15 protein-coding genes are annotated in these 15034 nt (G+C 40.4%); 9 read left to right on the top strand and 6 right to left on the bottom strand.

Annotated features, from left to right (window positions below):
- The first annotated feature begins 321 nt into the window (after positions 1–321).
- From hflX to CFY84_RS10620, 3 genes are read left to right on the top strand one after another with little or no spacing between them, the layout of a single operon-like run.
- Complete coding sequence (gene hflX / locus CFY84_RS10630; protein ID WP_088824330.1) at positions 322–1656, top strand: ribosome rescue GTPase HflX; 1335 nt, start codon at positions 322–324, stop codon at positions 1654–1656.
- 28 nt (positions 1657–1684) lie between these two features.
- Positions 1685–2059 carry a hypothetical protein gene (locus CFY84_RS10625; protein ID WP_088824329.1) on the top strand — a complete coding sequence of 125 codons (375 nt, stop codon included), beginning with the start codon at positions 1685–1687 and terminating at the stop codon, positions 2057–2059.
- A 24-nt stretch (positions 2060–2083) separates the two neighbouring features.
- Positions 2084–2746, top strand: coding sequence for an LrgB family protein (locus CFY84_RS10620; protein ID WP_088824341.1), 663 nt, complete (start codon positions 2084–2086; stop codon positions 2744–2746).
- Between the two features lie 5 nt (positions 2747–2751).
- On the opposite strand, the gene CFY84_RS10615 is transcribed toward CFY84_RS10620, so the two are convergent.
- From CFY84_RS10615 to pdxA, 3 genes are read right to left on the bottom strand one after another with little or no spacing between them, the layout of a single operon-like run.
- On the bottom strand, positions 2752–3591 hold the full coding sequence (locus CFY84_RS10615; protein WP_088824328.1) for a symmetrical bis(5'-nucleosyl)-tetraphosphatase: 840 nt from the start codon (positions 3589–3591) through the stop codon (positions 2752–2754).
- Entirely contained in the window at positions 3592–4404 is an 813-nt protein-coding gene (gene rsmA / locus CFY84_RS10610) for a 16S rRNA (adenine(1518)-N(6)/adenine(1519)-N(6))-dimethyltransferase RsmA (protein WP_088824327.1), read from the bottom strand.
- 16 nt (positions 4405–4420) lie between these two features.
- Entirely contained in the window at positions 4421–5392 is a 972-nt protein-coding gene (gene pdxA, locus CFY84_RS10605; protein WP_088824326.1) for a 4-hydroxythreonine-4-phosphate dehydrogenase PdxA, read from the bottom strand.
- Between the two features lie 279 nt (positions 5393–5671).
- On the opposite strand from pdxA, the gene rplM reads away from it, so the two are divergent.
- From rplM to CFY84_RS10585, 4 genes are all read left to right on the top strand, one after another.
- A complete protein-coding gene (gene rplM, locus CFY84_RS10600) occupies positions 5672–6100 on the top strand; it encodes a 50S ribosomal protein L13 (protein ID WP_088824325.1) in 429 nt (142 codons plus the stop codon).
- A gap of 12 nt (positions 6101–6112) precedes the next feature.
- The gene (gene rpsI / locus CFY84_RS10595; RefSeq protein WP_088824324.1) at positions 6113–6499 is read left to right on the top strand and encodes a 30S ribosomal protein S9; all 387 of its coding nucleotides are present in this window, start codon (positions 6113–6115) and stop codon (positions 6497–6499) included.
- A gap of 166 nt (positions 6500–6665) precedes the next feature.
- The gene (locus CFY84_RS10590) at positions 6666–7319 is read left to right on the top strand and encodes a glutathione S-transferase N-terminal domain-containing protein (protein WP_088824323.1); all 654 of its coding nucleotides are present in this window, start codon (positions 6666–6668) and stop codon (positions 7317–7319) included.
- Between the two features lie 11 nt (positions 7320–7330).
- A complete protein-coding gene (locus CFY84_RS10585; RefSeq protein ID WP_088824322.1) occupies positions 7331–7747 on the top strand; it encodes a ClpXP protease specificity-enhancing factor in 417 nt (138 codons plus the stop codon).
- A gap of 61 nt (positions 7748–7808) precedes the next feature.
- Here the strand turns inward: CFY84_RS10585 and CFY84_RS10580 are convergent, their stop codons facing one another.
- From CFY84_RS10580 to dxs, 3 genes are all read right to left on the bottom strand, one after another.
- A complete protein-coding gene (locus CFY84_RS10580) occupies positions 7809–9677 on the bottom strand; it encodes a DEAD/DEAH box helicase (protein ID WP_088824321.1) in 1869 nt (622 codons plus the stop codon).
- A gap of 384 nt (positions 9678–10061) precedes the next feature.
- A complete protein-coding gene (locus CFY84_RS10575; protein WP_088824320.1) occupies positions 10062–10892 on the bottom strand; it encodes an inositol monophosphatase family protein in 831 nt (276 codons plus the stop codon).
- A 117-nt stretch (positions 10893–11009) separates the two neighbouring features.
- Entirely contained in the window at positions 11010–12935 is a 1926-nt protein-coding gene (gene dxs / locus CFY84_RS10570) for a 1-deoxy-D-xylulose-5-phosphate synthase (RefSeq protein WP_088824319.1), read from the bottom strand.
- A 298-nt stretch (positions 12936–13233) separates the two neighbouring features.
- On the opposite strand from dxs, the gene ribA reads away from it, so the two are divergent.
- The gene (ribA, locus tag CFY84_RS10565; protein WP_088824318.1) at positions 13234–13845 is read left to right on the top strand and encodes a GTP cyclohydrolase II; all 612 of its coding nucleotides are present in this window, start codon (positions 13234–13236) and stop codon (positions 13843–13845) included.
- An 89-nt stretch (positions 13846–13934) separates the two neighbouring features.
- Positions 13935–14873 carry an oxygen-dependent coproporphyrinogen oxidase gene (hemF, locus tag CFY84_RS10560; RefSeq protein WP_088824317.1) on the top strand — a complete coding sequence of 313 codons (939 nt, stop codon included), beginning with the start codon at positions 13935–13937 and terminating at the stop codon, positions 14871–14873.
- The last annotated feature ends 161 nt before the right edge of the window (positions 14874–15034 follow it).

Raw genomic sequence — 15034 nt, 5'->3', positions numbered from 1 at the left:
ATTATTTAAACAATCGAACAAAACTATTAATTTTTTCAATTTTATTTATTTACTCGATAAAACTATACTTATTAAATAAATTTCAAGAGAGCAAAGAAATATGAATACTATTAATCACAGCATACAAAAAGTTATCCCAAAACAAGCAATGTACCAATTAAAAATTATTGTAGGTTGTTCAATTTTATACCTAGGATCATTCTTATTGGTGTGCAAATTCTTCTCAAGCGTTTTATAAGTTAAAGGTCTATATTTTACCTAGACTGAGTGCTACAATTTTTAGTTCATACATTTTATTTTTTCAGGTAGGTACATTTAATAGTGGAATATTTTGATCGGCATCAAGGCGGAGAACGCGCCATACTCGTTAATGTTCATGTCAACATGTTACAAGACCTCGATGTCGAAGAGTTCCAATTACTTGCTAAGTCTGCGGGTGCAGATATCTTAGAAAATTTAACCGCGCAACGCCAGAGGCCTGATCCGAAACTTTTTATCGGTTCAGGTAAAGCCGAGGAAATTGCTCAAGCGGTACAATTGCTTGAAGCAGATTTGGTCATTTTTGATCATGCTTTATCTCCAGCCCAAGAGCGTAATTTAGAAAAAATTATGAAGTGTCGTGTGATTGACCGCACAGGTCTCATTTTAGACATCTTCGCCCAACGTGCACGAACACATGAAGGTAAACTCCAAGTTGAGTTGGCTCAGCTTGAGCATCTGTCTACCCGCCTTGTCCGTGGCTGGACTCACTTAGAACGTCAAAAAGGTGGTATTGGTTTACGTGGCCCAGGTGAGTCACAACTAGAAACTGACCGACGCTTACTGCGTATTCGTATGGGACAGTTAAAAGACAAACTTGAAAAGGTTCGTCAAACTCGAATTCAAGGCCGTGCATCACGCCAAAAGGCAGCCATTCCAACTGTGTCATTGGTTGGTTATACCAATGCGGGCAAGTCAACATTATTTAACTTACTTGCCAACAGTGAAGTGTATGCTGCAGATCAACTGTTCGCCACACTTGACCCAACTCTAAGACGTCTTGATTGGGAAGGCGTTGGACCATTGGTACTTGCAGATACGGTCGGCTTTGTACGTGATCTCCCCCATTCTTTGGTTGAATCATTTAAAGCGACGCTTGAAGAAACATTAGAAGCCACTTTGCTTTTACATGTAATTGACAGCAACAGCCCAGAGATTATGGAGCAAATAGATGCAGTTGAATATGTACTTAAAGAAATTGGTGCAGATATTCCAACACTTCGCGTTTATAACAAAATTGATCAAAGCGGTGAAGCAGCTAAAATTATTTATGCTAAAGAAAATGTGCCAGACCGTGTTTATGTTTCAGCACATACAGGCGAAGGCTTAGATGAATTAAAACGTGCTGTGCAAGAAAGCCTCGTTGGACAATTACAGCCATATCAATTGTTATTAAAACCAGCTTATGGCAAACTTAAAACGCAGCTTTATCAATTACATGTTGTACAACATGAAGATTATGATGATGAAGGTAACTTACTGTTAGATGTTTTAATTGCACCACATCAACTTGAGCAAATTATTCGACAGCTTCACCTGCCCCTACATGATATTTTAGGGCAGCATGCGACACAATTTGAACGGCGTTTAGAGGAGTTTGAAGCCCCTTCGCCATAATTTCAATTTACCCACTGATGATAAAACAATGATAAAAATAAGTCAGGTTGATTGGCCAGCATGGATCTCTAACATTGCTTTAATTGTTGTCTTTCGCGAAGTCTCTGTATGGTTAATGAAACAACTTGGCCATCCAGAGCTTGGCAATTTAGTGGGTTTAATTTCATTACTCATTTGCTTAGTTATATGGCGTGTGGTGAAAAAATCTTTGCCAGAACGAATCATGAGTACCAATAGTGTGGTCATGAAACAAAGTGCCTTTGCATTTTTACCCATTTGTGCAGGTGCATTACTTACACTTGCCAATATGGGACATGAAATTCCAATCTTTTTAACCATTCTTTTAATCAGTACACTAGGCCCTCTTTGGGTATACGCTAAAATTTCAAAACGATACTTATAATAAAAAGGAAAGGAATGTCGCATGATGATTCTCTATAGCTTTACCATCACATGCATTGCCTATTGGGTTGCAACATTGGTTAATAAACGCTTTCCAAAAATTCCTGTCATTATTTTGAGCATGGTGTTTGTCCTCATATTGCTTTGGCTGTTAAAACTCCCTTATGACACTTATGCTGCCAATACAGAAGACTTATTTGGACATTTACTTGGCTATGTTACTGTGGCATTGGCCGTACCTTTAGCCACCATGCGCTATGATGATTTGGCGTTAAAACCACTCACGGCAATTTTGGCTTTTGCCAGCTTTACTGCAGTCACTTTGCCAATGTTATTGGCTTATTTGTTTCAACTGTCAGAATCAACAATATTGTCTTTTTCAACACGCTCAGTCACCACCCCAATCGCCCTTAATATTGCCAATTTAATCCATGCACCAGTATCGACTGTAAGTTTGGTGGTGGTTTTATCTGGACTCATTGGCGGAGGCTTATCATCATTAGTATTACGAAAAATTGATGATGACCGTGCAGTTGGTTTGGCTTTAGGTTTAGCTGCTCATGCTATTGGTACTGTACAAGCATGGCAACGTAGCCCAGTTGCAGGTCGTTATGCCGCTTTTGGAATGGCAATGAATGGCGTAATTACAGCAATTTGGCTGCCCATTGTGCTATATATTATTCGTTAAATTATTTATTGTATTGGATTTTTCACTTTAAATACGTGTTGATCTTCTAAACGGTATGCAATCAAGTCTGCGCCCCAAACACAGCCTCCATCGACATTAATTAAAGATGGATGTTTACTTTGGCCTTGTAATGATGCCCAATGCCCAAAAAATTGCTGGGGTGCTGTAAACGGATACAATGAAAACCATGGTGTAAAATGTTCAGGCATTTCTGCATCTAAACCTGCTTTAAAACCAAATTCAAGCTGGCCGTCTATATTAATCAAACGCATGCGAGTGAAGTAATTTACGATCACACGTAATCGCGTTAAACCGCTCAAGTCCTCAGACCAAGTATCTATACGACTGTCATACATTTGAGCTAAAAATTCATCAACCACTTGCCAGTCAGCTGATAAAAGCTGTTCAACTTCTTTTGCATACGCTTTTGCGGCATCAATGGACCAAATATGCGGTATACCTGCATGCGTCATCATAGATTGGTTTGGTAAGGTTAATAGCAAAGGCTGCTTCCTTAGCCATTCTAATAATATGTCGCAATCTTGGGCAGCCAAAATATCTGCAATCTGATCTTTTTTATTGATCTTTTTAAAACCGCGTGCATATGCCAATAACGTCAAATCATGATTTCCAAGAACGGTATAGGCATGTTTGTTGTCTACTAACTCTTTCACAGCACGAAGCGTGGATAACGAATCTTCTCCACGAGCAACCAAGTCACCAGTAAACCAAATTACATCTTGGCTTGGATCAAATTTAATGTGTTCAAGCAACTGACAAAATGCCCGATAGCACCCTTGCAAGTCACCAATCACATAATTAAAACGCTTCGCACTGTTTTGCATTTAAGCCACCATTTGGTCAGCAAGTGCAACAAATTGACCTAGTGATAATGTTTCAGGTCTTGCCATAGGGTCAACCCCTGCTCTTTCAAAACCACCTTCTGGCAACATGCCTTTTAAGCTGTTTCTTAAGGTTTTACGACGCTGAGTAAATACATGTGCAACCAATCGCGCCAATGCTTTCTCATCTTGTGCCACAATCGGTTTATTGGCATGAGGTTCTAGACGAAATACAGCACTCGTGACTTTCGGCGGTGGGTTAAATGCACCAGCCGGTACTTCAAATAAAAAGGTGACTTGACTGTAATATTGAATCATGACCGATAAACGCCCATATTCTTTGGTATTGGGCTGTGCTGTGATACGGTCAACCACTTCTTTTTGCAGCATAAAATGCATATCTTTGACTTGTCCATCAAAGGTCAACAAATGAAATAACAACGGGGTTGAAATGTTATACGGTAAATTACCAACAATACGAAGCGGCTTATCTACCTGAAACAACTGGGTAAAATCATACTTTAAAGCATCAGCCTCAATAATTGTTAGACGCTCAGGATGCGGCACGCGGCGTGGCAGGCCAGCAGCCAAGTCACGGTCTAATTCAACCACAGTTAAGGCATCGCATTCGCTAATTAAAGGTGCGGTCAGTGCGGCAAGTCCAGGGCCAATTTCTACAATATTCTCTCCTGCACGTGGATTCACTGAACGTACAATTTTTTCAATCACACGTTGGTCATGCAAAAAGTTTTGGCCAAAGCGCTTACGTGCTTGATGCCCTTCATCTTTTGGGTTGAGGGCATTAATCTGATACATATTTAAATTCCAACAATTATTTTAACTGCGCCAACTGTAATGCTAAATCTACAGCAACAAATAAACTTGATGCTTTGGCCTGACCTGTTCCTGCAAGAGATAATGCGGTACCGTGATCGACAGAGGTACGGATAAAAGGCAGCCCTAAAGTGATGTTGACTGCATCACCAAAGCCCTGAGATTTTAGCACAGGTAAGCCTTGATCATGATACATTGCTAAAACGGCATCTGCATTTTCGAGATGATGAGCTGTAAATAAGGTATCTGCTGGCATCGCCAAACTGATCTGCTCGCCCTGTTGCTGATACTGTAAAAGTACAGGATTAATCACTTCAATTTCTTCGCGGCCTAAATAACCATCTTCTCCAGCATGGGGATTTAAACCACATACTAAAATTCTAGGTTGTTTAAGTTGAAATTTTTCTTTTAAGTCATGTAGTAAAATATCAATCACCTGTTTTAATCGCTCAGGAGTAATTGCAGCAGGCACTTGACTGAGTGGCAAATGTGTTGTGACTAAGGCAACACGTAATGCACGGGTTGCAAGCATCATCACCACTTGATTAACCCCTGCACATGCTTGATAAAACTCTGTGTGTCCGCTAAAAGCAATGCCTGCATCATTAATCACCGATTTTTGGACAGGTGCTGTGGCAACGCCTAAACTGCGTTGATCTAATGCATAAGTTGCAGAACGCTTTAACTGCTCTAAAACATAGGCTGCATTGGCAGAGTTTAATACCCCAGCCTGCACCGGTTCAGCAAGTGCAACATGCTCTACATACAGTTGGTGAATGGCAGCAGGTTTAGTTTGATTTTGATATGGAATTAACTCGATATCTAAATTCAACAAACGCTTTCGTTCAGCTAGCAATTCATAATCTGCTAAAACCACTAAAGGACACGGATAAGTCGCTTGACCAAGCGCCAAACAGATATCAGGGCCAATGCCTGCAGGTTCTCCACTTGTCACATACAATGGTTTCACATACACCTCGGTAGTTAATGAAAAAGAAGATGAGTACGCTAGTATTATACGCTGAGCCTTGCAATTACACCTTACTTGGGCTTTAGAATTTTTGTATAAATTGCATAAAAGGCAGCTGAAACATCTTTCTATATGAAGCAAAATCGGTTAGAATGCGCCCTCAATTTTATATTGATGATGTTGTGACTTGACGGATAGCTTAACTTGACGATCAATTTTCAACTGTTTTTTGTTTGGATGCTTTTAATTCAAACCAACTATAATAGGTAATGTAAGTAGATGAAAACTCTCAGCGCGAAGCCAGCTGAAGTACAACACGATTGGTTCGTTGTTGATGCTTCTGGTAAAACTCTTGGTCGTTTAGCGACTGAAATCGCTCGCCGTTTACGCGGTAAGCATAAAACGTCGTATACACCTCACGTTGATACTGGTGATTACATCGTCATTATTAATGCTGAACAAGTTCAAGTGACTGGTAAAAAATCACTTGATAAAAAATACTATCGCCACACTGAATTCCCAGGCGGCTTAAAAGAAACTAACTTTGAAAAGTTAATTGCTCATAAGCCAGAAGAAATCTTCCAACGCGCTGTAAAAGGCATGTTGCCAAAAGGTCCTCTTGGTTATGCAATGATCAAGAAGATGAAAGTGTACGCTGGTAGCGAGCATCCACATACTGCTCAACAGCCACAAGTTTTGGACATCTAAGGGATACAGCACATGGCTACGAATTATGGTACAGGTCGCCGTAAGACCGCAACTGCACGTGTTTTCCTATCAGCAGGTACTGGTAAACTCGTTATTAACAACCGTACAATTGAGCAATATTTCGGTCGCGAAACAGCTCGTATGGTCGTTCGTCAACCATTAGAACTTCTTGAAGTTTCTGAAAAGTTTGACTTATATATCACTGTAAAAGGCGGTGGTATTGGTGGTCAAGCTGGCGCGATTCGTCACGGTATTACACGTGCTCTAATTGCATCTGACGAAACATTGAAGCCAACGCTTCGTCAAGCTGGTTTTGTTACACGTGATGCGCGTGAAGTTGAACGTAAAAAACTTGGTTTACGTAAAGCACGTAAACGTCCACAGTTCTCTAAGCGTTAATTCGTTTATCGAATTGGACAAAACCTCGGATTTATCCGGGGTTTTTTTATATTTATAACAACAACGCGTACTCTCTCCCTCCACTTCATGATTTTTAGGCGCACATCGTGCAATTAAAAACGATTTTTAGTATGCTAGATCATTTATTTAAGGTAATTTCTTCTTCATGGCATTAGAACTATCTGAACACCAAGGTATTACACTGCTCAGTCACTCTGATGACTTCAGATCGCATTGGGTTCGTTTTATGCTGACTGAAAAAGAAATCAAATATCAGCTCATTCTGACCGATTATGAAGATGAAGACTTAGCAAGCTTGAATCCTTATAACACGTTGCCTGTGTTACTTGATCAAGGGATCAAACTCTTTAATACCACAATTATTGCGGAATATATTGATGACCGCTACCGACAAAATAAGCTATTTACAGACAGTCCTTTAGAACGTGCTGAACAACGACAATATATTTGGCGTTTTGAAAAAGATTGGTTTTTGTTGGCTGATCAAATTTTATTACACCCTGACAGCATGAATGCAGCTCAAAAAAAAGCAGCTCAAATCAAATTAAAAGATACCCTTGTTTCTTTAACCCCACTTTTTCAACACTTCCCATTTTTTATGTCTGATCATTTTTCAATTTTAGATTGTATGATTGCACCTATGCTCCTGCGATTACATGACATGGGAATTGAACTACCACAACCACAGTGCAAAGCAATATTTTTATATCAACAACGTATTTTTAATCGTACAAGCTTTGTCAAAGCAATGACATTACAAGAGAAAAATAGGTATAGTAAACTCATTAAGAAACAATAGAGTCTCATGATATGTCTGAACAAGAAGCTATATTTTCACCAACACGTCCTTATCTTGCTCGTGGCATTTATGAATGGATTTGTGATAACCAACTCACGCCTTATTTGTTGGTTGATGCCACTCAACCCAATACCGATGTCCCATTACAATTTGTGAAAGATGGTCAAATTGTTTTAAATGCTGCGCCTCATGCAGTGCATCAATTACACATGAGTAATGATGCTATAACTTTCTCTGCTCGTTTTGGTGGTGTATCTAAAGATATTTTTGTGCCGTTTGCATCATTGCTTGGCATCTACGCCAAAGAAAATGGGCAAGGTCTATTTTTCGACCCAACTGAATATGATAATTACCAAGCTGAAGAACAACCAACACCAAAAGCTGAAGAAGCACCAAAAAAACGCTCAAGCTTAAAAATTGTTGAATAAATTTTCTTTAGTCATAAAAAAGCCAGTATAAATACTGGCTTTTTTTATTAATAATTGACCATTAGTCGTTGAATTTACGACGTGGTGGACGATCATCAAAACTACGTTCTTTACGTACTGGCTTGTCTGAACGGTTACCACGGTTATCATCGTTATTAAAACGTGGCTTATCGTTAAAACGACTGTTGTCACGTTGTGGACGATCTGAACCACCAAACTCGCGTTTAGGACGATCTGAGTTAAACTCACGCTTAGGACGGTCTGAACCACCAAATTCGCGCTTAGGACGATCCGAACCAAAATCGCGGTTAGGACGGTCTGAATTGAACTCACGCTTAGGACGGTCTGAACCACCAAATTCGCGCTTAGGACGATCCGAACCAAAATCACGGTTAGGACGGTCTGAATTAAACTCGCGACGTGGACGATCTGAACCACCATCACGTGCTGGACGGTCTGAACCGAATTCACGACGTGGACGATCAGAATTGAACTCGCGTTTAGGACGGTCTGAACCAAAATCACGGTTAGGACGGTCTGAGTTAAACTCACGACGTGGGCGATCAGATGCACCAAACTCACGCTTAGGACGATCTGAACCACCATCACGTGCTGAACGATCTGAACCAAAGTCACGACGTGGACGATCGCCATCACGTTTGAATTTGCTTTCGCCTTCGAAACGACGGCCACCGCCACCATTACCACGACGTCCATCACGCTTGCCGCCGCCATTGCTATCACGACGTGAACGCGCAGGAGGTGGAGATGGCTCTAAACCTTCAATTTCAGATACTTTCAAATTGGTTTCTAAGTAATCTTCAAGCGCACGGATTTTGCCACGCTCACGGTAAGTTGCCAATGTAATCGCTTGACCTGTACGACCAGCACGACCTGTACGGCCTACACGGTGTACATAGTCTTCGTTTTTCATTGGTAAACCGAAGTTAATTACATGAGAAATTGTTGGAACGTCTAGACCACGCGCTGCAACATCTGTTGCAACCAAAATACGTGCACGGCCTTCACGAATGCTACGTAAACGACGGTTACGTACAGTTTGTGGCATTGCACCATGAAGTGCAACAACTGAGTGACCTGCTTCTGCAAGCTCTTCAGCCAACATATCAGTGTCTTCTTGAGTGCTTGCAAACACAACAGCTTGATCTAATTTTTCATCGTTTAACCAATGAGAAAGTAGTTTTTTCTTGTGTTCAAAGCCATCAGTCCAATGCAATGTTTGTGTTACATCAGTATTTGTTGAATGACCTGTTTCAATTGCAATACGCTCAGGCTTATTCATCATACGTTCAGCAAGGCTAATAATACGGCCTGCAAATGTCGCAGAGAACATTAATGTTTGCTTACGGTTGCCTGCAAGTTCGCTAATTGCTTCTAAGTCTTCAGAGAAACCTAGATCAAGCATACGGTCTGCTTCATCAACGATTAATGCATCAACTTGGTCAAGTTTAATTTGACGACGGTTCGCTAAATCTAACAAACGACCAGGTGTAGCAACAACAACTTGCGCACCTTTTAATTGTTGGATTTGCTTACCAAAAGGCATACCGCCCATCACTGCTGCAATACGAACGCCTTTCATATGGCGAACGAAACCAATTGCATCTTGGCTTACTTGTTGTGCCAATTCACGTGTAGGACATAAAACTAAAATATTCGGCTGTGTTACTGCACGCATGCGGTCTTTAAAAGACGATAATGAATCGCTTTCTGCCAATTGATTCAGTGTTGGTAATAAAAACGCAGCTGTTTTACCAGAACCTGTTTGGCTTGATACGAGTAGATCTTTACCTGCTAAAGCAGCTGGAATCGCTTGCTCTTGAACAGGGGTCGGGCTTGTAAAATTTAACGCCTCAAGTGCCTGTTGGAGGGATTCATGTAAAGAGAAATCGGCAAAAGTTTTGCTCATAGAGAATTTCACCCAACGCGGGGTGCTCCATCTAATAATTAAAAATAAACATCGGCAACAGCGGTACAGCAACATAAGCTGAAAAATGAGTTTCAGCGGCGATCCGAGATAAGACGATGTGGATATTACGCACGCTTGATAACAGTGGTGACCTGAAGAATCGCTTTTAGCGATTGGGGCGCGAGAGTGTGTCCTCTGTGGACTATACGCGCATACACAATAATAAGAAGAGAAATGTTCAGGCAATGAACGGAAATGAAGTGCGTTGAGACAAATTGTAGCAGGTTTTTTGAAAAAGTCACCCTTCTTTTTAATCTTTTTTCTAAGCAGCTCAGAAAATACGATCAGGCAACCATGCGTTGCCTGATTTTAAATCAATATCGCTTATTTAATTGCGCCGCCCCAAGCCGGAACAACAGCTTGCATAAATGGTTTTAACATTTTCATAGAAGAAGCAATCACTTGGCCATTTTGCATACAGTCTGATCCACCACGTGCATCGACCACAATACCGCCTGCCTCTTTTACTAACAATTCACCTGCAGCAATATCCCATGGCTTTAAACCAAGCTCAAAGAAACCATCAAAGCGACCAGCGGCTACATATGCTAAATCTAATGCTGCTGAACCACCACGGCGAAATTGTGCACCAGCTTCGGTTACAGCAAGCATGGCATCAAAATGTTGTTTTGCGTAAGAGATAATTTCGCCATCACGCTTTGCACGATAAGCATGACCCACAGAGATAAATGTATTGGCTAGACTGTCTTTTACATTTACACGAATACGGCGTTGATTCATCATTGCGCCACGACCACGGCTTGCTGAAAACAGCTCATCACGGACTGGATCATAAATCACACCATGCTGTGTGACACCTTTATGCTGAACAGCAATAGAAATACAAAAATGCGGTAAACCATGCACAAAGTTTAATGTGCCATCTAAAGGATCAATCACCCAGCACCAATCTGCATCATGTCCTTTGCCTTCTTGTAAGCCAAACTCTTCACCTAAAAAGCTGTGGTTCTTATAGCTCTTAGATAATGTGTTAATGGTTAACTCTTCAAGATAACGATCTACACGTGTAACAGGACCATCAATACCTTTTTCTTCAACCTCAAGGTCTAACTTATGACGATTTTTGTGCGCTTTCAGAAGCTCTTGACCAACTAATTGAGCCGCTCTCGCAGCCATAACCACCATAGGTTCCATGAGAAAACACCATATTCAGATTGAAGATTTTGATAAAGAATAATGCATAAAAGCGCAGCGATTATAGCAAAAACCGCGCATTTTAGGTAGATAATATTCGCAAAAAATTATGCTTGATTAAATATGCTGCATGACTTTAGACCATGCTTTAACCACTGAATGAGCAATCCCCTCAGCATCTAAACCGCAATCATGTAACATTTGACGATGATCTGCATGTTCTAAGAAACGATCAGGCAATCCAAGATTCACCACAGGTTTTAATATGGCCTCAGCTGCTAAGTACTCATTTACAGCACTGCCTGCTCCTGCCATGACTGCATGTTCTTCAACAGTTACAAAGAGTGTTGTTTGATCACTTTTTGCTAAAATTAGCTCGTGGTCAAGTGGCTTAATAAAGCGCATATTCACCACACAAACTGCCACATTCAACTGGTGTGAAAGACGTTCTGCAGCTTCTACAGCAGGTGCAACACGACTGCCAAACGCCAAAATCGTAATTTGCTCATCATATAAATCTGTATTTAAATCTAAAACGACTTCGGCACGACCAATCTCAAGCAACGTCATATCTTCAGCCACATCAACGCCTAAACCTGCACCACGTGGATAACGCACAGCCGCAGGACCTTGGTAATGATATGCTGTATGTAACATATGACGACATTCATTTTCATCTTTAGGCGCCATCAGTACTAAATTCGGCACAGTACGCATAAATGCATAATCATATGCACCTGCATGGGTCGGGCCATCCTCACCCACCAAACCTGCACGATCGATACCAAAAGTCACATCTAAATTTTGCAATGCCACATCATGAATCAATTGATCATAACCGCGTTGTAAAAAAGTCGAATAAATAGCAACTACAGGTTTTAAGCCTTCACATGCCATCCCTGCTGCTAACGTTACTGCATGTTGTTCAGCAATCGCGACATCAAAAAAACGTTCAGGATACTGCTTAGCAAAACTCACCATACCTGAACCTTCACACATGGCTGGGGTGATCGCAAGCAACCGTGAATCTTTGTCTGCCTCATCACATAACCACTGCCCAAAAATATCAGTATATTTTGGAATAGGCTTTTTCAGTGGCGGTAATCCGCGAGTAACCGTGGGTACAACTTTTGAAATAGCATGGTATTTAATTGGATCACTTTCAGCCGGTGAAAAACCCTTGCCTTTTTTGGTATACACATGAATAAGACGTGGACCTTTTCGCTGCTTAATGGCATGAAAAGCACGTATAAGCTGGTCTAAATTATGACCATCAAATGGACCATAATATTCAAAACCAATTGCTTTAAATAAATTATCTGCTTCCTCTGTCGCAGGCGTATGCAAGCGCGAGGTATATTCCCAAACAGGATGTGGCTCGATTACAGCTTGGCCATCTTCGTTTAAGATCACCGATTGGCCTTTATTCCAAATGGCAGCTAAATGTTTTGCAAAGCCACCTGTGCTGCATGAGATTGACATATCATTGTCATTTAAAACCACCATCATATCTGCTTGATGTGCAACAGCGTCGTTCATGGCTTCAAATGCCATGCCTGCGGTCATTGCACCATCACCAACGACAGCAACGACGTCACAAGGCTGCTTTTTATAACGGCGTGCCAATGCCATACCAAGACCTGCAGAAATTGCCGTCGATGAGTGACCAACACCAAAGGTATCAAATAAAGATTCTTCACGTGTTGGAAAGGCAGCTAATCCATTCTTAGCACGAATGGTTGGCATTAAATCACGGCGGCCTGTTAACACTTTATGTGGATAGGCTTGATGACCGACATCCCAAATTAAACGATCTGTTGGGGTATTAAAACAATAATGTAGAGCAATGGTCAGCTCTACAACGCCTAAGTTAGCACCGAAATGCCCACCGCTTTTGCCTGCAGCATACAAAATGTATTGACGCAATTCGTCTGCGACCGCTAAAAGTTGCGATTGATCAAGCTTACGTAGTTGTTGTGGATGGTCAATTTCATCTAACAATGGCGTAACAGGACGTTGAGTCGGTATTTCTGTATACAACATAATGTAGCAGAGCCTTCTAGAGCCTGGTAAATCCAAAGCTTGGGGTAATGTGTAAACCGATAATTTTAACTTATCGACACTTATTTTCAATCTGAATATTGATACAGATATATTCTTAGGTATTATTTATCTTCAACATGGATTCAGATTATCTAAAAAAATGATATCAATGTTCAACTATTATCGTCTTCTTTAAACAAAAATGAAATGTTTGACTGAAGTTTTGTATATTTAATCAACTAAAAGATTTTTGTTCAGATATACTTTTTCAATTTCCGATTACAAAAGAGTACGTATTGTGCCAATAAAATTTGTTGCAACATCTAAACTACCCACAGCTTATGGCGAGTTTAATATCAGCGTCTTTCAAGACCCTGAAACCAAAGAAGAACATGTGGCATTATCAAAAGGGCTTGATACCCCATCTGATGAGCCTGTGTTAATCCGTCTTCACTCAGAATGTCTTACAGGCGATGCGTTTTCATCGTTAAAATGTGACTGTGGTCCACAACTGCAATCTACTTTGCAACTTATCAATGATGCAGGTCGCGGCATTATTTTATATTTACGCCAAGAAGGTCGAGGTATTGGCTTAACCAACAAAATTCGTGCCTATGCCCTGCAAGACCAAGGACATGACACGGTAGATGCCAATTTAATTCTGAACCTACCGGCGGATGCAAGAGAATATGATATGTGTAAAATCATGTTAGACCATTTACAGGTCAGTCAGGTGAAATTAATTACAAATAACCCGTTAAAAGTAAATGCACTAACAGATTTAGGCATTAATGTAGTTGAACGCATTGCATTAACTGTTGGATTAAACCCATTTAATGAATCATATTTAAAAACCAAAGTTAGCCGTATGGCTCACCTATACAAACAAGAAGACTTCACAAAATATTAATTCTAACATTACCCATAAATCCCTTACTTTTTTTATGGTTTTATGCTTTGATAAATATAATTTAAATTACTCTGTTTTGTGGGGTTAATATGCAAAATCCATCATCTTTAGACATTCAACATGTACGTACATTTTTATTGGGCTTACAAGAACGTATTTGTCGTTCACTCGAAGAACAAGAAATAGAAGGTGGTGGCACAGCAACATTTATAACTGATGACTGGACACGTGCTGAAGGTGGCGGTGGTAAGTCTCGTGTCTTGCAAGGGGGGCAAGTCATTGAAAAAGGTGGTGTGATGTTTTCACATATTCACATCAATAATTTACCTGTTACTGCCACCACACGCCACCCTGAATTGGTTGGGGCAACTGCACAAGCTTTAGGCGTATCTGTGGTTATTCATCCAAAAAACCCGCATGTCCCAACATCACATGCCAACATCCGATTATTTGTTGCAGAACCTGAAGGAAAAGATCCCATTTGGTGGTTTGGCGGTGGTTTTGACCTCACCCCTTATTATCCAAAAGATGAAGATATTAAATTTTGGCATCAAAATGCTTTTGATCTATGTCTACCATTTGGAGATGAGGTCTATGCCAAACATAAAAAATGGTGTGATGATTACTTCTATCTTAAACACCGTGATGAACAGCGTGGTATTGGCGGTTTGTTTTTTGATGACTTAAATCAATGGGGCTTTGCTAAATGTTTCGACTATATGCAAGCTGTTGGTAATGGCTATTTAAATGCCTTATTGCCTTTGGTTAAGAAAAATAAAGATTTAGCGTATAGCGATGAGCAACGTGAGTTTCAGTTATACCGACGCGGTCGCTATGTAGAGTTTAATTTGGTTTATGACCGTGGAACGTTATTTGGTTTACAAACAGGTGGGCGTATCGAATCTATTTTGGTGAGCTTACCTAATTTGGTGAGTTGGACCTATCGCCCGTCATGGGATGCAGATTCCATCGAGTCAAAACTCACAAGCTATTACCTCAAACCAAAAGATTGGTTAAATATCCTTTAAATAGCAGCATAAGAGATGGAGATTAATCTTCATCTCTCTTTACAGTGACATATTTTGTATCTGAATACATGATATTTTGATTGGTTTAAGGCGCAGTTCATATTAATTTCATACGATTGCTATAGAATAGCAAGTGCTGAAAAACGATCCAATCGTTAAAA

The organism is Acinetobacter apis, from assembly GCF_900197575.1.
Taxonomy (GTDB): domain Bacteria; phylum Pseudomonadota; class Gammaproteobacteria; order Pseudomonadales; family Moraxellaceae; genus Acinetobacter; species Acinetobacter apis.
This window is presented reverse-complemented; position numbering and strand designations above follow the sequence as displayed.

What these genes read in the sequence shown, in the direction of transcription:
- dxs (WP_088824319.1), bottom strand. Translation starts at nt 12,935, where the DNA reads ATGTTGTATACAGAAATACCGACTCAACGTCCTGTTACGCCATTGTTA.
- CFY84_RS10590 (WP_088824323.1), top strand. Translation starts at nt 6,666, where the DNA reads ATGGCATTAGAACTATCTGAACACCAAGGTATTACACTGCTCAGTCAC.
- rplM (WP_088824325.1), top strand. Translation starts at nt 5,672, where the DNA reads ATGAAAACTCTCAGCGCGAAGCCAGCTGAAGTACAACACGATTGGTTC.
- rsmA (WP_088824327.1), bottom strand. Translation starts at nt 4,404, where the DNA reads ATGTATCAGATTAATGCCCTCAACCCAAAAGATGAAGGGCATCAAGCA.
- CFY84_RS10625 (WP_088824329.1), top strand. Translation starts at nt 1,685, where the DNA reads ATGATAAAAATAAGTCAGGTTGATTGGCCAGCATGGATCTCTAACATT.
- CFY84_RS10575 (WP_088824320.1), bottom strand. Translation starts at nt 10,892, where the DNA reads ATGGAACCTATGGTGGTTATGGCTGCGAGAGCGGCTCAATTAGTTGGT.
- CFY84_RS10585 (WP_088824322.1), top strand. Translation starts at nt 7,331, where the DNA reads ATGTCTGAACAAGAAGCTATATTTTCACCAACACGTCCTTATCTTGCT.
- CFY84_RS10620 (WP_088824341.1), top strand. Translation starts at nt 2,084, where the DNA reads ATGATTCTCTATAGCTTTACCATCACATGCATTGCCTATTGGGTTGCA.
- CFY84_RS10580 (WP_088824321.1), bottom strand. Translation starts at nt 9,677, where the DNA reads ATGAGCAAAACTTTTGCCGATTTCTCTTTACATGAATCCCTCCAACAG.
- hemF (WP_088824317.1), top strand. Translation starts at nt 13,935, where the DNA reads ATGCAAAATCCATCATCTTTAGACATTCAACATGTACGTACATTTTTA.
- rpsI (WP_088824324.1), top strand. Translation starts at nt 6,113, where the DNA reads ATGGCTACGAATTATGGTACAGGTCGCCGTAAGACCGCAACTGCACGT.
- CFY84_RS10615 (WP_088824328.1), bottom strand. Translation starts at nt 3,591, where the DNA reads ATGCAAAACAGTGCGAAGCGTTTTAATTATGTGATTGGTGACTTGCAA.